The organism is Xanthomonas sp. WHRI 8393, from assembly GCF_040203315.1.
Taxonomy (GTDB): Bacteria; Pseudomonadota; Gammaproteobacteria; order Xanthomonadales; family Xanthomonadaceae; genus Xanthomonas; species Xanthomonas arboricola.
This window is the reverse complement of the sequence record NZ_JBEGGL010000001.1, coordinates 1,194,746-1,213,411: the sequence shown is the minus strand read 5'-3', so window position 1 is coordinate 1,213,411 and position 18,666 is coordinate 1,194,746. Positions and strand designations below refer to the sequence as shown.

Genomic DNA, 18,666 nt, shown 5'->3' with positions numbered 1-18,666 from the left:
CGCCTTCAAAATGTCCGTTACCCCAAAGGAGGGAACGGACTCCCAGCACACGGTGACCCGGGCCGGAAAAACGATGCTGTACTACACAGACGGGTCAGGCCCATGACAGGCCCGACCCCTCAACTCACTTCAGCGCAAGGCTGGACTGGTCGACCGTCACGCCAGGGCCCATCGTCGAGCTGACCGACACCTTCTGCAGGTAGGTCCCCTTCGAGGTAGCCGGCTTGGCCTTGATCAGGTCCAGCAACAGCGCCTGCAGGTTCGACTTCAGCGCTTCGTCATCGAAGCTGGCCTTGCCGATGGTGCAGTGGATGATGCCGGCCTTGTCGGTGCGGTAACGCACCTGACCCGACTTGGCATTCTTGACCGCTTCGCCCGGATTGGCCGACACGGTGCCGACCTTCGGGTTGGGCATCAGGCCGCGCGGGCCCAGCAGGGTGCCGAGCTTACCGACGACGCGCATCGCGTCCGGGGTGGCGATGACCACGTCGTAGCTCAGATCGCCGGCCTGCATCTTCTCGGCCAGGTCGTCCATGCCCACCGCCTCGGCACCAGCGGCCAGCGCTTCGTCAGCCTTGGCACCGGCCGGCGCGAACACCGCAACGCGCACGCTCTTGCCGGTACCGGCCGGCAGCACGGTCGAACCGCGCACCTGCTGGTCGGACTTCTTGGCGTCAACGCCCAGGCGCACGGCAACGTCGATCGACTCGACGAACTTGGCCTTGGTCACGGTCTTCAGGATCTTGATTGCGTCTTCGAAGGCATAGGTCTTGCCCGGAACGACAGCGGCCGCAATGGCCTTAACGCGCTTGCTCTGTGCCATGTCTTAGCCCTCCACCGTCAAACCCATGCTGCGGGCAGAACCCGCAATCGTGCGTACTGCCGCTTCCAGCTCGGCTGCCGTCAGATCGGCTTCCTTGACCTTGGCGATCTCTTCCAGCTGCTTGCGCGTCACCTTGCCCACCTTGTCGGTGTTGGGGCGCTTGGAGCCGGAGCTCACGCCTGCAGCCTTCTTGAGCAGCACGCTGGCCGGGGTGCTCTTGGTGATGAAGGTGAAGGTACGGTCGGAGTACGCGGTGATGACCACCGGCGTCGGCAGACCCGGCTCCAGCTTGGACGTCGCTGCGTTGAACGCCTTGCAGAATTCCATGATGTTCAGACCGCGCTGACCCAGGGCAGGGCCGACCGGCGGCGCAGGATTGGCCTGGCCGGCCTTGACCTGCAACTTGATGTAAGCAGTTATCTTCTTTGCCATTTCAATACTCTCCGGGTGCTAGCGCCTTGACTGCAGGCTCCCCATCGGACCGGGAAATCACGTGTCCCGGCTTCACGTTTCTGACCACACGCAGATGGCTGCCATGCGGCAGCCATTGGTTCCCAGCGGTTCGCCAGGTCAGCGAGCCGCGCACTATAGCAGCATTCAAGTCGAGCGCCTAGACGGCGCCCGGCCGGTGTCAGCCCTTCTCGACCTGACCGAACTCGAGCTCGACCGGCGTGGAGCGACCGAAGATGAGCACGGCAACCCGCAGCCTGCTCTTCTCGTAATTGACCTCTTCCACAACGCCATTGAAGTCGTTGAACGGACCGTCGGTGACGCGCACCATCTGACCCGGCTCGAACAACACCTTCGGACGCGGCTTCTCGACACCGTCCTGCACACGCTGCAGGATCGCATCGGCCTCTTCGTCGCGAATCGGCAGCGGACGGTCGGCAGTGCCGCCAATGAACCCCATCACCTTGGAAGTTTCCTTCACCAAGTGCCAGCTTTCATTGTCGATGCGCGGGATACCGGCCTCTTCGTGGGTCTCGATCTGCACCAGCACGTAGCCGGGGAAGAACTTGCGCTCGGACCGACGCTTCTGGCCGGCCCGCATTTCGATGACCTCTTCGGTCGGCACCAAGACGTCGCCAAAACGGTCTTCCATCTCGGCACGGGCGATACGGTCACGCAATGCCTGCGCAACAGATTTTTCGAAGCCTGAATAGGCGTGAACGACATACCAACGCTTCACTGCTTGATTCTCCTCAACGAGCCAGGAACCACTGCGTGAGCTTCTGGATGACAAAGTCGAAGCCGCCCAACAGCAAACTCAGAATGATCACAACGACAATCACGACCCAGGTGGTGCGGATGGCTTCCTGACGCGTCGGCCAGACCACCTTGCGCAACTCGAACCTGGATTCGGACATGAATTCACGGGTTTCCCGGCCCTTGCCGGTTCCCAAAAACACGAATGCGCCGGCCACCAGCCCCACGATCACTGCCAGCGCACGCAACTGCGGCGTCCAGGCACCAAACTGGGTGGCGCGCTCGGGCGCAGAAAACCAGAACCACACAAACAACCCCGCGATCACCAGGAGCGCGGAGATGACGTATTTCACGATATCAGCGCTTGCAGCAGACGCGCTTTTGGAAGGCTCGATTTTGCTATTCATCCGGCTCTAGTTACCGATCTGACCCGAATCGCTGGGCCGGAAAGAGGAGTGGCACGCCAGGAGGGACTCGAACCCCCAACCTGCGGTTTTGGAGACCGCTGCTCTGCCAATTGAGCTACTGGCGTATGTACTCGTTTACCGCAAACCCTAAGACAACGAAGGCGGACCGCGGTTCAGCCGGCCCGCCATTCGTTTGGCACCAGCCGCCGCGAGGCGACTGGATGCAGGCACTTACTTGATGATCTTGGCAACCACGCCGGCGCCGACGGTACGACCGCCTTCACGGATGGCGAAGCGCAGACCTTCGTCCATCGCGACCGGGTTGATCAGGGTCACGACCATCTTCACGTTGTCGCCCGGCATCACCATCTCCACGCCTTCCGGCAGCTGGCAGGCGCCAGTGATGTCGGTGGTGCGGAAGTAGAACTGCGGACGGTAGCCCTTGAAGAACGGGGTATGACGGCCACCCTCGTCCTTGGACAGCACGTAGACTTCGGCTTCGAACTCGGTATGCGGCTTGATCGAACCCGGCTTGCACAGCACCTGGCCGCGCTCGACGTCGTCACGCTTGGTGCCGCGCAGCAGCAGACCGGCGTTGTCGCCTGCCTGGCCCTGGTCCAGCAGCTTACGGAACATTTCCACGCCGGTGACGGTGGTCTTCTGGGTGTCACGGATGCCGACGATTTCGATTTCGTCGCCGACCTTGATGATGCCGCGCTCGATACGACCGGTCACCACGGTGCCGCGTCCGGAGATCGAGAACACGTCTTCGACCGGCATCAGGAACGGACGATCGACGTCGCGGGTCGGCTCCGGAATGAACGAATCCAGCGCCTCGACCAGCTTCAGGATCGCCGGCACGCCGATGTCGCTCTGGTCGCCATCCAGCGCCAGACGCGCCGAACCGTGGATGATCGGGGTGTCATCGCCCGGGAAGTCGTACTTGCTGAGCAGCTCGCGCACCTCCATCTCGACCAGCTCGAGCAGCTCGGCGTCGTCGACCATGTCGGCCTTGTTCAGGAACACCACGATGTGCGGCACGCCGACCTGACGCGAGAGCAGGATGTGCTCGCGGGTCTGCGGCATCGGGCCGTCAGCAGCCGAACACACCAGGATCGCGCCGTCCATCTGCGCCGCACCGGTGATCATGTTCTTGACGTAGTCGGCGTGGCCGGGGCAATCGACGTGCGCGTAGTGACGGGTCGGGGACTCGTATTCGACGTGGGCGGTCGAAATCGTGATGCCGCGCGCCTTCTCTTCCGGCGCCGCGTCGATCGCGTCGTACGCCTTGAACTCGCCACCGAAACGCTCAGCACCGATCTTGGTCAGCGCGGCTGTCAACGTGGTCTTGCCATGGTCAACGTGACCGATGGTGCCGACGTTCACGTGCGGCTTGGTGCGCTCAAATTTAGCTTTTGCCATGGGTGCGTGTCTCGGTAATCGTTTGGAGTTGAAGACGATTGAGTAGTGGTGCTCACGAAAGGAATCGAACCTTCGACCTCCTCCTTACCAAGGAGGTGCTCTACCGACTGAGCTACGTGAGCGAGTTTTGTATTATGCCATGCATTTGCGTTCAATGGAGCGGGAGACGGGAATCGAACCCGCACCATCAGCTTGGAAGGCTGAGGTTCTACCGTTGAACTACTCCCGCGCCGGGAACTGCATGCCACAACATGAAACTGGTGGAGGGAGGTGGATTCGAACCACCGAAGGCGTAAGCCAGCAGATTTACAGTCTGCCCCCGTTGGCCGCTTGGGTATCCCTCCAGCTTTTACTACCGGACCGGTGCGCGATGAGGCGAATTCGGTTCGGGGTGAAGCAGCCCGTTATTTTGTTGTGGGATGCATGCGGTGTCAACAAAAATTTTGAGCAGATCGTCAGTGCCGAAAACGCGCGACCATCGGGGTCGCGCGCAACCGGTCAGACGTTGAAGCGGAAGTGCAGCACATCGCCTTCCTGCACGCGGTATTCCTTGCCTTCCAGACGCAAACGCCCGGCGTCGCGCGCACCGGCTTCGCCGCGGTGCTTGATGAAGTCGTCGAAGCCGATCGTCTCGGCGCGGATGAAGCCCTTTTCGAAATCGGTATGGATCACCGCTGCCGCCTGCGGCGCGGTCGAGCCAGCCCTGACCGTCCACGCACGCACTTCCTTGACGCCGGCGGTGAAATAGGTCTGCAGGCCAAGTAGCTTGTAGGCGGCACGGATGACGCGATTCAGACCCGGCTCGTCCAGACCCAGGTCGGCCAGGAAGGTGTCGCGGTCCTCGTCGTCGAGCTGCGACAGCTCTTCCTCGATCGCTGCCGAGACCGGCACCACTTCCGCACCTTCGGCCAACGCATGCCGACGCACCGCGTCCAGGTGCGGATTGTTCTCGAAACCGTCCTCTAGCACGTTGGCGATGTACATCACCGGCTTGAGCGTCAACAGGAACAGATCGCGCACCAGCGCCTTTTCATCGTCATCCAGGCCGGCTGCACGCCCCGCCTTGCCATCGGACAGCGCGGCCTGCAACTTGGCCAGCACCGGCTTGCGCGCCGCAGCATCCTTGTCGCCACCCTTGGCGCTGCGCTCGGCACGGTTGAGCGCCTTTTCCACGCTGTCCAGATCGGCCAATGCCAGTTCGGTATCGATGGTTTCGATATCGCTGATCGGGTCGACCTTGTTGTTCACATGGATGACGTCGTCGTTTTCAAAGCAACGCACCACGTGGGTGATCGCGTCGACTTCGCGGATATGCGCCAGGAACTTGTTGCCCAGCCCTTCGCCGCTGGCCGCACCCGCCACCAGGCCGGCGATATCGACGAACTCGACCGCGGTCGGAATCAGTTTCTGCGGCTTGACGATCTCAGCCAGTTGATTGAGGCGCGGATCCGGCACCGGCACGATGCCGACGTTCGGCTCGATGGTGCAGAACGGAAAATTGGCCGCAGCGATGCCCGCCTTGGTCAGCGCATTGAACAGGGTCGACTTGCCGACGTTGGGCAGGCCGACGATGCCGCATTTGATACCCATGGGTCACATCCGGGATTTGGGATTCGGGATTGGAGATTCGCCATGCCGCACGGCTGCAAATCCCCAATCCCCAATCACGCATCCCTGCTGGTATGCAGGCGCTTCATCGCCTCGTTGAAATTACCTTGCAGTGCCAGCGGCAGGATATCGATGGCCGCGTCCACCGCAGCGCCGATTGCCGCGTCGTCGTCGCGCCCTGCCCGTCCCAGCACCCAAGGCACCACGCGGTCCTTGTGGCCGGGATGGCCGATGCCGATCCGCAAGCGATGGAATTTACCGTGCCCCAGCAGGCGAATGGTGTCGCGCAGGCCATTCTGGCCGCCGTGACCGCCATCGAACTTGAGCCGCGCGATGCCCGGCGCAAGATCCAGTTCGTCGTGTGCAACGAGCAGTTGCTCCGGCTCGATCTTCCAGAACCGCAACGCGGCGGTGATCGATTTGCCGCTGAGATTCATGAAGGTGGCCGGCTTGAGCAGCCAGACCGATTGCCCGGCGATCTCGACCTTTGCGGTCTCGCCGAACAACTTGGCGTCCAGCCCCCAGCGCACGCCATGGCGTTCGACGAGGGCATCGACGAAACGAAACCCGGCGTTGTGCCGGGTTTGCGCGTGTTCCGGACCGGGATTCCCGAGTCCGACAATCAGGCGGAGTGCAGACATGCCAGTGACCGCAGCCGATCCCGCGCAGTGCGAGGAATCGGCCGACGGCTTACTTGGTCTCGGCGCCTTCGCTGCCTTCTTCACCGGCAGCGTCTTCTTCCTCGATCCGCACGTGCTTGGCAGCAACCACCGCCACGTCGTGCTCCTTGCCCAGCTTCAGTTCCGGAATTTCCACACCGGCCGGCAGCTTGATCTCGGACAAGTGGATCACGTTGCCCACTTCCAGGGCACCGAGGTCCACTTCGATGAACTCCGGCAGATCCTTCGGCAGGCAGACCACCTGAACTTCGTTGAGTTCATGGGTCACGACCACTTCGCTGGACTTACCGGCCGGCGAGGCCGCTTCGTTGATGAAGTGCAGCGGCACGGCGGCACTGAGCTTCTCGTTGGCGCTGACGCGCTGGAAGTCGATGTGGATGATCAGCTGCTTGAACGGATGGCGCTGCATGTCACGCAGCAGCACCTGCTGCACGTCGCCATTGAGGTTCAGGTCGAGGATCGACGAGTAGAACCACTCGTTCTGCTGGGCAAGCCAGATCTGCTCGTGGTTGAGCTGGATGCTGACCGGCTCGAGTTCGCCACCGTAAACGATGGCCGGAATGACGCCAGCGTGACGTAGGCGGCGGCTCGCACCCTTCCCCTCGTTCGCGCGGCGCTCGACCTTGATTTCGTGAGTCTTTGCCATGTTGTTTCACTACCTAGATTGGAATACCGCCTCGCGGCGATGAAGCGTCTCACCCGCGACCAGGCGAGACGTGGTACCGGCACCCGGAACTCCGGGCACCGAATGCGGCATCAGTCGACGTAGAGCGAACTCACCGACTCGCCGAAGGCGATGCGGCGAATGGTCTCGGCCAGCAGTTCGGCCACGCTCAGCTGACGAATCTTGGCGCAGGTGCGCGCAGCTTCGTTCAGCGGAATCGTGTCGGTGACCACCAGCTCGTCGAGCTGCGAATTGTTGATGTTGTCCACTGCCGGGCCGGACAGCACCGGGTGGGTGATGTAGGCGACCACCTTGAGCGCGCCGCGCTGCTTCAGCGCTGCGGCGGCGGCACACAGGGTACCGGCGGTATCGACCAGATCGTCGACCAGCACGCAGGTCTTGCCCTGCACATCGCCGATGATGTTCATCACCGTGGCGACGTTGGCGCGCGGACGGCGCTTGTCGATGATGGCCAGATCCGCATCGTCCAGGCGCTTGGCGACGGCGCGCGCGCGCACCACGCCGCCCACGTCCGGCGATACCACGATCAGGTTGTCGGTGCCGTAGGCGCGCCAGATGTCGGCCAGCAGCAGCGGCGAGGCATAGACGTTATCGACCGGCACGTCGAAGAAGCCCTGGATCTGGTCGGCGTGCAGATCGACCGTCAACACGCGGTCGGCCTCCATCGCGCAGATCATCTTGGCGGCGACCTTGGCGGTGATCGGCACGCGCGAGGAGCGCATGCGACGGTCCTGGCGCGAGTAGCCGAAGTACGGGATGACCGCGGTCACCGACGCGGCGCTGGCGCGCTTGAGCGCGTCGATCAGCACCAGCAACTCCATCAGGTTTTCCGCGCTCGGCGCGCAGGTCGGCTGGATCACGAACACTTCCTGCCGGCGCACGCTTTCTTCGATCTCGACCTGTACCTCGCCATCGGAGAAGCGCGTGACCAGCGCCTTGCCCATGCGAACGCCGAGCTCCTTGCAGATGCTCAGGGCAAGCGGCTTGTTGGCATTGCCGGAGAACACCAGCAGGTTACGTTGGTCTTGCATGGGATCTCTCGGGCGGCGGCAAAGAGCGTGCGGGCGATGATGGAGCTAGACAAAGCCGACCAAATGCCGGGCTTCTTGTTCAATCCCCGCACATGGATGTGCGGGCTGTTGCAGAGGGACCTGCATATACGGCTGTTGCAGGGGACCTGCATGTACCACTGTTGCAGAGGGACCTGCATCAACAACTGGCAGGGGCGGTAGGATTCGAACCTACGAATGCCAGGATCAAAACCTGGTGCCTTGGGCCTCTTGGCGACGCCCCTGCATCAAACCTGTCTCGCGTCCAGCGCGTCGAGCAGTGGCGAGTGCGCTGCACCCTCCACGACCCACGCCCTCAGGTTGTCCGGCAACTGCGCCATGGCCTGCTCTGCAGCAGCGCGCGTGGCGAATTCGACGAAACACCCGCTCCCCGACCCGGTCAAACGCGGCGTCCCGATCCTGGACAGCGCCTGGAACACTGCCTCGATGGCGGGTTCACGGCGCCGCAGGACCGGCTCGAACGCATTGTCGAGCAGGGAACCCGAAGCGAAGTCCGCTATTTTCACGGGCGCAGCATCCCGCGTCAATTCCCGTGATTGAAATAAGACCGGGGTGGGCACGTGAATTCCCGGATCGACCAGCACGTAGGACGCCGCCGGGAGACCGATCGGGGTCAGTCGCTCGCCGACACCCTCGGCCCAGGCATTGTGACCGCGCACGAACACCGGCACGTCGGCGCCCAACCGCAGCCCCAACTCGGCCATTGTCTGGACCGGCAAGCCCAGGCCCCACAAGGCATTCAGCGCGACCAGCACGGTGGCGGCGTCCGACGATCCGCCGCCGAAGCCGCCGCCGGCGGGGATGCGCTTGTCGACCCGGATGTCGGCGCCGGCCTGCGTGCCCGCGCTGGATTGCAGCAGGCGCGCGGCCCGGATGACCAGGTCATCGTCTTCCGCCACGCCGGGCAGGCTGTCGCCGATGCGCCGGATCAGCCCGTCGTTGCGCACACGAAGATGAATGGTGTCCCCCCAGTCCAGCAGCCGGAACACGGTCTGCAGCAGGTGGTAGCCATCGGCGCGGCGCCCGACAATCTGCAGGAACAGGTTGAGCTTGGCCGGCGCAGGCCACGCCGACCAGCCCGTCTCCACCGCGGACATCAGGGCGATACCGTCCATTGATCGACCAACAGGCGCACCTTGGCCTCGCCGTTGCGGGCTTCGATGCGCTGCGGCAGCTCGGGTTGCCCGGCGCCGGCCGGCGCCCAGGCGAGAAAGTCGATGGTCCAGCCATCCTGCTGCACGGTACGCGGTCGCCCGGCCGCATCCAGATCGGCGCGTTCGGCGCCCGTGTCGGCGATGCGCAGCGCGCGCACCCAGTCCGGCATCTGGTTGACCGGGATGGTCCACCCGGTCGCTTCCAGCAGCACCTGCTCGGCATCCGGACCGCTGCGCGGGCCGCCCTCCAGCCCTTCCAGGCGTCCGGCGCCGCTGGCGGTGTCGCCAGTGAGCACCCAACTCTGCCGGGTTACCGGCGCACTGAGCTGCACGCGATACTGCGCACCGTCCTGCTGCCAGTCGATGCGGCCGCTACCACCATTGCTGCCCTTGCTGATCGCCACCCGGCCCTGGAACGACCAGGTCGGATGCGCCTGCAGCCAGGCCTGGCGTGCGGCTTCGGCCTGCCGCGCACCCTCGGAAACCTGCGCGACCACTGCGGCGCCACCGCCCTGCCCGCGCGGCACGCTGACGCAGGCCGACAGCCCGACCAGCACCAGCCCGCTCAGGGCCAGTGTTCGGATCGTCCCGCTCATAGTCCGAATTTTTCCACGGCGCGTTGCAGCGCGCGGTTGTCCGGATCCAGACGCCGCGCCTCATCGAAGTAGCGCCGTGCCTCCTCCTGCTTGCCGCTGACCCACAGCACCTCGCCCACGTGCGCGGCGATTTCCGGGTCCTTGACCAGCGCCCAGGCACGGCGCAGCTGTACCAGAGCTTCCTTGGTGCGGCCCATGCGATACAGCACCCAGCCGTAGCTGTCGACGATGGCCGGGTTGTCCGGGTCGGCGGTGCGGGCGCGGTCGATCAGCGCCAGCGCTTCCTTGTAGCGGGTGGTGCGGTCGGCCAGGGTGTAGCCCAGCGCGTTCAGCGCCGCCACGTTTTCCGGTTCGGCCACCAGGATCTTGCGCAGGTCGGCCTCGGCACGCGCGACATCGTCGCGGCGCTCCCAGGCCAGGCCGCGGGCGTACAGCAGCGCGCCGTCGTCCGGATAGGCGGCCAGGCCGCGCTCGAAGGCATCCAGTTCACCCGCTGCGTCGTCGGCGCGCTGGTGCAGCTCGGCTTCGAGCACATAGGCGTCGCGACGCGCGTCGTCGTCGGCAGTGGCATCGCTCTGCAATGCGCGCGCTTCGGCGAGCGCCTCGGGCTTGCGACCCAGTTCGTACAGGGCGCTGGCGGCGCGCAGGCGCGCCTCGCTCAGCTGCGGGCCGCCGGGCACGCCGCGATACCATTCCACCGCCTCGTCGTAGCGCTTGAGGAATTCGGCGATCTTGCCGAGCAGCAGGCGGCGGTCAGGGTCGGGCTTGGCGGCATTGCTCTTGAGCTCGCCGTACAGCGCCTCGAGCGCGGTGCGATCCTTTTCCTTGGCCAGCATGGAGGCACGCAGCCCGTAGGTCTGGGTGTCCTGCGGCCCGGTCGACAACACCCGTGCGGCGGCTTCGGTCTGCCCCATGGCGTCGTAGGCAAACGCCAGCGCGCCACGCAGCTCGGAATCCTTGACCGCCTGCGGCTCGACATTCTTCAGCAGTGCCAGCGCTTCGTCGTTCTTGCCTTCTTGCTGCAGCTGGGTGGCGTGCAACAAGGCAACGCGCGGCTCTTCGGGGAAGCGGCGCACCACTTCGTCGACGATGCGCTTGGCCAGCGCCGGGCGCTCCATGCGCAAGGCAAGCCGGCCGAATTCCTGCCAGGCTTCGATCTGATTGGGGATGGCGCCGGCCTTGACCAGGTCCTCGAGCACGTCGGCGGAGGCTTCCGGCTCGCGCCCGCCATTGGCCAGGGCGATCAGGGCGAAGCGCCAGCCGCGCGGGTCTGGCTCCTTGAGCAGGCCGAGCAGATCACGGCGGGCGGTACGCAGGTCGTTGCGGCGCAAGGCCAGCGAGGCTTCGGTACTGCGCATGGACATCGACGAGGGTGCGCGGGAGCGCCACAGCGCCAGGGCCTCGATCGCACGCGGGTCGTCGTTGGCCAGCATGGCGATGCGGGCGGCGCGTTCGGCCAGCCCGGCGTCGCCGGCCTCGGCCTTGGCGGCGTCCAGGTAGGCGCGGGCGGCATCGTCCAACTGCCCGGCCTGCAACGCGAATTCGCCGGCGAGCACCGGCTCCAGCGAGGTGGCGCCGGCGCGACCGGGCGGCGGCGCGGGCGGTGCTTTCTTGGGTGCTGCAGTGGCGCTGGCGGAGACTGCGACCAGCAAAAGAACACACAGGATGCGAATCGGTACAGGCATCGGGGGCAACCGGGCCGTAAAATGGGGCCCTGAATGGCCGCCAGCTTATCGCAAGCAACTGAACAATGACGTTGTGGGTGCTCGGACTGAATCACCAGACCGCACCTGTGGACCTGCGCGAACGCGCGGCGTTCGCAGGTGACGCGTTGCCGCGCGCGCTCGAATCCCTGCGCGCGTTGCCGCAGGTGCGCGAGGCCGCGTTGCTGTCCACCTGCAACCGCACCGAGCTGTATGCGATGTCCGACGACCCGCACAGCCTGGTGAGCTGGCTGGAGACCCATGCGCCGGGCTTGAGCGGCTACCTGTATCAGCACCAGGAGGAAGCGGCGGTGCGCCACCTGTTCCGCGTTGCCACCGGGCTGGACTCGATGGTGCTGGGCGAGCCGCAGATCCTGGGCCAGGTGAAGGACGCCTGGGCAGTGGCGCGTGCACATGGCGCGCTGGGCAGCGGGCTGGACCGCCTGTTCCAGCAGACCTTCTCGGTGGCCAAGCGGGCGCGCACCGATACCCGCGTCGGTGCCAATCCGGTGTCGGTGGCCTCCACTGCGGTACGACTGGCGCAGGAATCCTTCGCGCGGCTCAACGAATCCACCGTGCTGCTGATCGGCGCGGGCGAAACCATCGAGCTTGCGGCCAAGCATCTGAGCGAAGGCCGCGTGCGCCGCTTGTTGATCGCCAATCGCACGCTTGCGCATGCGCAGACGCTGGCCAGCCAGCACGGCGGTTACGCCCTGCCGCTGACCGATCTGGACCGCCATCTGGCCGAAGCCGACGTGGTGTTCTCGGCCACCGCCGCGCGCGAGCCGATCGTGACGCGGGTGCAGGTGGAACAGGCACTGCGCGCGCGCAAGCGCAAGCCGATGCTGCTGTTCGACCTGGCGGTGCCGCGCGACATCGAAGCCTCGGTGGCCGAACTCGGCGACGCCTACCTGTACACGGTGGACGACCTGGAACGCGCGGTGGAAGACAACCGCCGCGGCCGCCGTGAAGCCGCCGATCAGGCCGAAGCCATCATCGACCTGCAGGTGGCTCGCTATGTCGAGACCTTGCAGGCCAACGCGCGCCAGGCGCCGCTGAAGCGCTTGCGCGCGTTCGGCGACAGTACCCGCGACGAACTGCTGGCCAAGGCGCGCCAGCAATTGCACAACGGCAAGCCGGCCGACGAAGTACTGGAACAGCTGGCGCACGCGCTGACCAACCGGCTGCTGCATCCGCCCACTGCCGCGCTGCGCGATGCCGCGCTCAACAACGACCTGGACTTGACCAACGCGGCCGACCGGCTGTTCCCGGAAAAGCCGGGTTATCGACATCCCCCTGTAGCCACCCCGATCGTGAGGACCGATGACGCCGACCCTGCGCCGTAAGCTCGAAGCGCTGGCCGAGCGCCGCGAAGAACTGCAGCACCTGCTCTCCGACCCCGATGTGGTCAACAACAACGACAGGTTCCGCGCGCTGTCGCGCGAACTGTCGCAGCTGGAGCCGGTGGCCGTGGCCCTGGAAGACGAAGCGCGCGCCAAGGCCGACCTGAGCGCGGCCGAAGCGATGCGCAACGATCCGGAGATGCGCGAGCTTGCCGAAGAGGAGATCGCCGCCGCACAGGCGCGGCTGGAAGAACTGGATGCGCAACTGGCCTTGCTGCTGGTGCCGCGCGACCCGCGCGATGACGGCAACCTGTTCCTGGAAGTGCGCGCCGGCACCGGCGGCGACGAGGCGGCGATCTTTGCCGGCGACCTGTTCCGCATGTACGCGCGCTATGCCGAGCGCCAGGGCTGGAAGGTGGAAATCGAATCCGACAGCCCCGGCGAGCACGGCGGCTACAAGGAAGTGGTGGCACGGGTGGTCGGACGCGGCGCGTACTCGCGGCTGAAGTTCGAATCCGGCACCCATCGTGTGCAGCGCGTGCCGGCGACCGAGTCGCAGGGCCGCATCCACACCTCGGCGGCGACGGTGGCGATCATTCCCGAAGCCGACGATGTGGAAGAGATCGTGATCAACCCGGCCGACCTGAAGGTGGACACCTTCCGCTCGTCCGGTGCCGGCGGCCAGCACGTCAACAAGACCGAGTCGGCGATCCGCATCACCCATGTGCCCAGTGGCGTGGTGGTGGAATGCCAGACCGAACGCAGCCAGCACGCCAACCGCGACAAGGCGATGAAGCGGCTGAAGGCGCAATTGGTGGAAGCCGAACGCAGCAAGGCGGCCGCCGCCGAAGCGCAGACGCGCAAGTTGCAGGTCGGCAGCGGCGACCGCAGCCAGCGCATCCGCACTTACAGCTTCCCGCAGGGCCGCATCACCGACCACCGCGTGGAAGGCCTGACGCTGTACGACCTGCCCAACATCATCGAAGGCGATCTGGATGCACTGATCGCACGACTGCTGCACGAGCATCAGGCCGACGAACTGGCACGGTTGAGCGACAGCCCGTGAGTGCGCAGGTCCCGCGCGAGCTGCTGCAGCTGCGCGAGGCGGTGCGACGCCAGCCGGGCGACTTCATCGCCTGGCTGATGCTGGCCGATGCCGAGCTCGGCATGGGCGCAATCGTTGCAGGCGAGGCCGCGGTACAACGCGCGCTTGCACTGCAGCCGGGCCATCCGGAAGCGGTGGCGCGGCTTGGCCGGGTGCGCTGGACACAGCAACGGCATGCCGAGGCGGCAGCGTTGTTGCAGCAGGCATCGGACCTGGTGCCGCAACATCCGGGCATCGCGCTGTGGCTGGGGCATGCATTGGAAGATGCAGGCCAGGCCGAAGCTGCCGCGGCCGCGTATACGCGTGCGCATCAGCTGCTGCCCGATGAGCCGTATATCGCTGCGCAACTGCTCAACTGGCGACGCCGCCTGTGCGACTGGCGTGAGCTGGATGCGCTCGCTGCGCAGGTGCGCAGTGCCGTGGCCCAGGGCGCTGCCGCGGTGGAACCGTTCGCCTTCCTGAGTGAGGACACCAGCGCTGCCGAACAGCTTGCATGTGCACGGACGCGCGCGCAGGCAGTCGCTGCGATGTTGCGCCCGTTACCGCCGACTGCAATGCGCAGCCAGGGCGGGTTGCGGCTCGGCTTCGTTTCCAACGGGTTTGGTGCGCACCCCACCGGCTTGCTGACGGTCGCGCTGTTCGAAGCGCTGAAGCGCCGGCAGCCGGCGCTACAACTGCATCTGTTCGCCACCAGCCATGACGACCGCAGCGAGATCCGCGCGCGCCTGGCGCAAGCCACCACGCTGCACGATGTCACAGCGCTCGGGCACCTGGCCACCGCGCAGCACATCCGCGACCAGGGCATCGATCTGCTGTTCGACCTGCGCGGCTGGGGCGGTGGCGGGCGCCCGGAAGTGTTCGCACTGCGGCCGGCGCCGCTGCAGCTCAACTGGCTGGCATATCCGGGCACGTCGGGCGCGCCGTGGATGGACTATGTGCTGGGCGATGCGTTTGCGCTACCGCCGGCGCTGCAGCCGTTCTATCGCGAGCGAGTGCTGCGCCTGAACGGTGCGTTTCAGCCGTCGGACACCTCGCGCGTGGTCGCCGAGCCGCCGCCGCGGGCGCAGTGCGGTTTGCCCGAGCATGGCGTAGTGCTGTGCTGCTTCAACAACAGCTACAAGCTCAATCCCCGCAGCATGGCGCGCATGCTGGCGGTGTTGCGTGCGGTGCCGGGCAGCGTGCTGTGGCTGTTGTCCGGACCCGGCGAGTCCGACGCACGCCTGCGTGCGGTGGCGCAGACGCAAGGCGTGGCTGCGCAGCGCCTGGTGTTCATGCCGAAGCTGCCGCACGCGCAGTATCTGGCGCGCTACCGGCATGCAGACCTGTTCCTGGATACGCATCCGTACAACGCGCATACCACCGCATCGGATGCCTTATGGGCGGGTTGCCCGGTGTTGACCACGCCCGGCGAGACATTTGCCGCGCGCGTGGCCGGCAGCCTGAATCATCATCTGGGCCTGGATGAGATGAATGTGGCCGATGACGCTGCGTTCGTTGCCAAGGCGGTGGCGTTGGCGACTGACCCAGCGGCATTGAGTGCGTTGCGTGCGCGGGTGGCGGAGCGTCGGCGCGAGTCGGGCGTGTTCGATATGGATGGGTTTGCCGACGGATTCGCGGACCTGATGCAAGCACTCGCGCGCCAACATGGTTGGTTGGGTAACTAGCGGGCTGCTTGCCTTTTCAAGCTAGATGGCTGTCTTCCGCCGCACCCCACCCAAACCCGCGCGTCCGTGCCCCGGCCCGCGCTTGCGGCGCGGGCGCTCCAAGGCACGCGCGCCCAGCTGTCCCTCCTCGCCCCTGCGGGAGAGGTGCTTGAAAGCGTCATTGAGTTTCTTCGAGACCTTTTCATGTCATGGAAACAACGTGCAGAGCGGCAGCGTGGCCGGGGATTGGCGGAGAGCGGCACAGGGATGTGCCGCGGCGGCGAGTCAGACAGGATGTCTGCCGAGCCGAGGAGCCGATCCCCGGCCGCGCTGCCGCCCTCGCTGAAGCGAGTACCGACAGGCATCTTGCTTCGCCGTACCCTCACCCCACCCCCTCCTCCCGGCGGGAGACCGGCGTCCAATCTTGCCGCGTGGGCGCTCGGCGGAACGCACACCAGTGGCGCGCAAGATGCGCCTTCTCGCCCGCAGGGAGAGCGACTGGTCGATTTGCCACGAACTGTCAGTTGCTAATTGCCAGTGTCAGCGAACCCCGCTGGCAATCAATGTTGTGCGGCTTCACGCCGTGGTGCTGTACCCGGTCGTTCCGGCTCGCTAGGCTTGGGGCATGCCTTCCAATCCCGACTTCATTCCCTTGCACCTGTGCGTGCTGACGGTGTCCGACAGCCGCACGCTGGCCGATGATCGCTCCGGCGACTATCTGGTCGATGCCCTCACTCACGACGGTCACGTGCTGCACGAGCGCGCCCTGTGTCCGGACGATCGCTACCGCATGCGCGCGATCGTCTCTGCGTGGATCGCCGATGCGCAGGTCGACGGCATCCTGATCACTGGCGGCACCGGCTTTACCGGCCGTGACAGCACGCCGGAGGCAATTACCCCGTTGCTGGACAAGACCATGCCCGGTTTCGGCGAGTTGTTCCGCGCGGTCAGTGTCGACGAAATCGGCACCTCCTCACTGCAGTCGCGCGCGTTTGCGGGGCTGGCCAATCACAGTTTTGTGTTCTGCCTGCCCGGCTCCACCTCGGCCTGCCGCACGGCCTGGGAAAAGATCGTGCGTGCGCAGCTGGATGCGCGGACCAAGCCCTGCAATCTGGCGACACTGCGTCCACGTCTGGGCGAATAGCCTGCGCGCTCCATCGCTGTTGGAACGCGCATGTCGCACCTGAAACGCAAGGCCTACAAGAAGTTGCTGGCACCGCTGCAGCTGGAACTGGTCAACATGGCGCGCTGGCTGCGGCATACCAACCAGCGCGCGCTGGTATTGGTGGAAGGCCGCGACACCGCCGGCAAAGGCGGTGTGATCCAGGCCATCGCCAGCCATCTGAACCCGCGCCAGTGCCGGGTGGTGGCGTTGCCGACACCCAACGATCGCGAAAGCACGCAATGGTATTTCCAGCGCTATGTGGCGCACCTGCCAGCGGCCGGCGAGTTGGTGCTGATGGATCGCAGCTGGTACAACCGCGCCGGCGTGGAACGGGTGATGGGCTATTGCACCGACGCGCAATACGACGCGTTCCTGGAGCAGGCGCCGCGCTTCGAACAACTGCTGGTCGACGACGGCATCCTACTGTTCAAGTATTGGCTGTGCGTGGATCAGGCCGAGCAGGAACAGCGCTTTGCCGAACGCCAGGAAGATCCGCTCAAGGGCTGGAAACTGTCGCCGGTGGATCTGCAGTCACGCAGCAAGTACGAGGACTACACCGCCGCGCGTGAGCGCATGCTCGAGGTGACGCATACGCCGGACGCGCCATGGACGCTGGTGGATTTCAACGACCAGAAGCGCGGCCGGTTGAGCCTGATCCGCAATCTGCTGGATCGGCTCCCGGACACCGCGGTGCCAGATGACACGCTGCAGCTGCCGCCACTGGACGGCAAGCCGCACAAGGAACGTTACGGCGTGCTGGAACCGATCGACGATTACGCCGGCCAGTCCTGAGAGATCTCGTCACTGGCCGCAGTGGCACGTGGCAAGGGGTACAGCCCGGCCTGGCGCTCGGCCTGCTCGGCCTGCAGCACCAGCTGGCTCAGGCGCTGGCTGAACAGCTGCATGAAACCGCGGTGCAGCGGGCGCATCGCTTCGATGTAGTCGACGTCGTCGGCCTGCGCACCGAGCGGGCTGCAGGACGACAGCAGCACTTCGTCCAGGCGTAGCGCGCTGTCGGGCAGACGCACCAGCGCGGCGCGGCGCAACCAGTCGCGCATGCCCTGGCGGTACTCGGCAGCCAGGATATAGGCCACTTCGACCTGATCCAGGTCCACATCCGGGTTCCATGCAAGCACCTGGATGACCTGCGAGCGCTCGTCCAGCATGCGGCTCTCGGCAACCAGGCCGTGCAGTTGCTGCAGCAGACGCCACTGGACGCCGGCGGCCTCGCGCTGCGGGGCAGGCATGGTCTCGATCGCCAGCGCCAGGCGGCGTGCGAACAGCGCCGGCACTTCGGCCAGGACGATCGGGCCGGCATCGGCGCCGAGCAGGAAACGTTCGGTGCGCAGCGTGGCGGTGTCGGGCAGGTAGCCGTCCTGCAGCGGGCGCATCACGCCGTGGTCGAGCAGCGACAGCACCACGTCCAGCCAATAGCGACGCTCCTGTTGCAGCGCGCGGTTGGCGGTGGCGTTCTGCCAGGCCGGACGGAGATCGTCCAGACGCGCGATGCAGGCCTGGGCATCGAGGGTGTCCCAGGGCGCGCGGGTGGCGTCGTTGGGATCGAAATTCTCCACGTTGAGCATGCCGCCGCCGAAACGGTGCCAGGCTGCGCCGCGCTGGGTGCCGGCGGGATCCGGCCTGGAGGCCGACAGCGGCACCGCGGGGGCCGGGCGCAACAGGGCTGCGTAGGCGTCGGCCCAGGAATCGGGCAGACGCGCCGACAGCGGATAGCTGGCAGCGGACGCGCCCAGGCCGTGACGTGCGAGCTTCAGGCTCCACAGCACCGCAGCGATCACGATGCCGCCGAAGATCCAGGCCAGCAGCCAGCTGGTGGCCGCCTGCCCCGGCTGCAGCACGCGGGTCTGCGGCTGCAGAAACAGCAGCCAGCCACTGCCCGACAGGACGCCCAGGTACAGCCATGGCGCCAGCTGCGCCAGGCGACGGTTGCGGGTAGGCAGTTCCTGCCCGTCGGTGTGATCTTGAGATGGAGCGGCCATATATTCCCCCTGCACGCCTGATCGCGCTGACAAGGTTATCGGCGACGCATCGCAAGTCT

At 65.7% G+C, this 18,666-nt stretch carries 18 protein-coding genes and 5 tRNA genes; 5 read left to right on the top strand and 18 right to left on the bottom strand.

The features are described from left to right. Positions 1-124: 124 nt before the first annotated feature. The 17 genes from rplA to ABQ137_RS05130 form a co-directional block, all read right to left on the bottom strand. On the bottom strand, positions 125-823 hold the full coding sequence (gene rplA / locus ABQ137_RS05210) for a 50S ribosomal protein L1 (protein ID WP_016900681.1): 699 nt from the start codon (positions 821-823) through the stop codon (positions 125-127). Positions 824-826: 3 nt separating this feature from the next. After that, positions 827-1,255, bottom strand: coding sequence for a 50S ribosomal protein L11 (rplK, locus tag ABQ137_RS05205; protein WP_046345810.1), 429 nt, complete (start codon positions 1,253-1,255; stop codon positions 827-829). A gap of 199 nt (positions 1,256-1,454) precedes the next feature. After that, positions 1,455-2,012, bottom strand: coding sequence for a transcription termination/antitermination protein NusG (nusG, locus tag ABQ137_RS05200; protein ID WP_047128216.1), 558 nt, complete (start codon positions 2,010-2,012; stop codon positions 1,455-1,457). A gap of 13 nt (positions 2,013-2,025) precedes the next feature. Continuing rightward, on the bottom strand, positions 2,026-2,436 hold the full coding sequence (gene secE / locus ABQ137_RS05195; RefSeq protein WP_016900684.1) for a preprotein translocase subunit SecE: 411 nt from the start codon (positions 2,434-2,436) through the stop codon (positions 2,026-2,028). A gap of 49 nt (positions 2,437-2,485) precedes the next feature. Continuing rightward, positions 2,486-2,561 (bottom strand) — tRNA-Trp (locus ABQ137_RS05190). A gap of 106 nt (positions 2,562-2,667) precedes the next feature. After that, positions 2,668-3,858 carry an elongation factor Tu gene (tuf, locus tag ABQ137_RS05185; RefSeq protein ID WP_003486726.1) on the bottom strand — a complete coding sequence of 397 codons (1,191 nt, stop codon included), beginning with the start codon at positions 3,856-3,858 and terminating at the stop codon, positions 2,668-2,670. Between the two features lie 46 nt (positions 3,859-3,904). Beyond that, positions 3,905-3,980 (bottom strand) — tRNA-Thr (locus tag ABQ137_RS05180). A gap of 33 nt (positions 3,981-4,013) precedes the next feature. Continuing rightward, a tRNA-Gly gene (locus ABQ137_RS05175) sits at positions 4,014-4,087 on the bottom strand. 29 nt (positions 4,088-4,116) lie between these two features. Further along, a tRNA-Tyr gene (locus tag ABQ137_RS05170) sits at positions 4,117-4,202 on the bottom strand. A 154-nt stretch (positions 4,203-4,356) separates the two neighbouring features. Further along, positions 4,357-5,448 (bottom strand): redox-regulated ATPase YchF, encoded by a 1,092-nt coding sequence (gene ychF, locus ABQ137_RS05165; RefSeq protein WP_054591844.1) that lies wholly within the window; start codon positions 5,446-5,448, stop codon positions 4,357-4,359. A gap of 74 nt (positions 5,449-5,522) precedes the next feature. Then, positions 5,523-6,107, bottom strand: a complete 585-nt coding sequence (pth, locus tag ABQ137_RS05160) for an aminoacyl-tRNA hydrolase (RefSeq protein ID WP_054591843.1) — start codon at positions 6,105-6,107, stop codon at positions 5,523-5,525. Between the two features lie 49 nt (positions 6,108-6,156). Continuing rightward, positions 6,157-6,792, bottom strand: coding sequence for a 50S ribosomal protein L25/general stress protein Ctc (locus ABQ137_RS05155; RefSeq protein ID WP_016900688.1), 636 nt, complete (start codon positions 6,790-6,792; stop codon positions 6,157-6,159). 110 nt (positions 6,793-6,902) lie between these two features. After that, positions 6,903-7,862 carry a ribose-phosphate diphosphokinase gene (locus ABQ137_RS05150; RefSeq protein ID WP_002811729.1) on the bottom strand — a complete coding sequence of 320 codons (960 nt, stop codon included), beginning with the start codon at positions 7,860-7,862 and terminating at the stop codon, positions 6,903-6,905. Between the two features lie 186 nt (positions 7,863-8,048). Beyond that, positions 8,049-8,125, bottom strand: a tRNA-Gln gene (locus ABQ137_RS05145). Positions 8,126-8,128: 3 nt separating this feature from the next. Next, positions 8,129-9,016, bottom strand: coding sequence for a 4-(cytidine 5'-diphospho)-2-C-methyl-D-erythritol kinase (ispE, locus tag ABQ137_RS05140; RefSeq protein ID WP_349781410.1), 888 nt, complete (start codon positions 9,014-9,016; stop codon positions 8,129-8,131). Continuing rightward, the gene (lolB, locus tag ABQ137_RS05135; protein ID WP_349781408.1) at positions 8,998-9,651 is read right to left on the bottom strand and encodes a lipoprotein insertase outer membrane protein LolB; all 654 of its coding nucleotides are present in this window, start codon (positions 9,649-9,651) and stop codon (positions 8,998-9,000) included. The genes ispE and lolB overlap by 19 nt, the downstream gene beginning before the upstream one ends. Then, positions 9,648-11,336 (bottom strand): tetratricopeptide repeat protein, encoded by a 1,689-nt coding sequence (locus tag ABQ137_RS05130; protein ID WP_349781406.1) that lies wholly within the window; start codon positions 11,334-11,336, stop codon positions 9,648-9,650. Before ABQ137_RS05130 ends, lolB begins: the two co-directional genes overlap by 4 nt. A 65-nt stretch (positions 11,337-11,401) precedes the next feature. Between ABQ137_RS05130 and hemA the strand changes: the two genes are divergently transcribed. The 5 genes from hemA (at position 11,402) to ppk2 (ending at position 17,402) form a co-directional block, all read left to right on the top strand. Next, a complete protein-coding gene (hemA, locus tag ABQ137_RS05125; RefSeq protein ID WP_054591840.1) occupies positions 11,402-12,700 on the top strand; it encodes a glutamyl-tRNA reductase in 1,299 nt (432 codons plus the stop codon). Further along, complete coding sequence (gene prfA / locus ABQ137_RS05120) at positions 12,678-13,763, top strand: peptide chain release factor 1 (protein WP_046345802.1); 1,086 nt, start codon at positions 12,678-12,680, stop codon at positions 13,761-13,763. The genes hemA and prfA overlap by 23 nt, the downstream gene beginning before the upstream one ends. After that, positions 13,760-15,466, top strand: coding sequence for an O-linked N-acetylglucosamine transferase, SPINDLY family protein (locus ABQ137_RS05115; RefSeq protein WP_349781404.1), 1,707 nt, complete (start codon positions 13,760-13,762; stop codon positions 15,464-15,466). Before prfA ends, ABQ137_RS05115 begins: the two co-directional genes overlap by 4 nt. Before the next feature lie 604 nt (positions 15,467-16,070). Beyond that, positions 16,071-16,589 (top strand): molybdenum cofactor biosynthesis protein B, encoded by a 519-nt coding sequence (gene moaB / locus ABQ137_RS05110; RefSeq protein ID WP_024938580.1) that lies wholly within the window; start codon positions 16,071-16,073, stop codon positions 16,587-16,589. A gap of 30 nt (positions 16,590-16,619) precedes the next feature. Continuing rightward, on the top strand, positions 16,620-17,402 hold the full coding sequence (ppk2, locus tag ABQ137_RS05105; RefSeq protein WP_024938581.1) for a polyphosphate kinase 2: 783 nt from the start codon (positions 16,620-16,622) through the stop codon (positions 17,400-17,402). On the opposite strand, the gene ABQ137_RS05100 is transcribed toward ppk2, so the two are convergent. Continuing rightward, positions 17,384-18,607 (bottom strand): hypothetical protein, encoded by a 1,224-nt coding sequence (locus ABQ137_RS05100; protein ID WP_126966979.1) that lies wholly within the window; start codon positions 18,605-18,607, stop codon positions 17,384-17,386. The genes ppk2 and ABQ137_RS05100 overlap by 19 nt on opposite strands. Between the last annotated feature and the right edge of the window lie 59 nt (positions 18,608-18,666).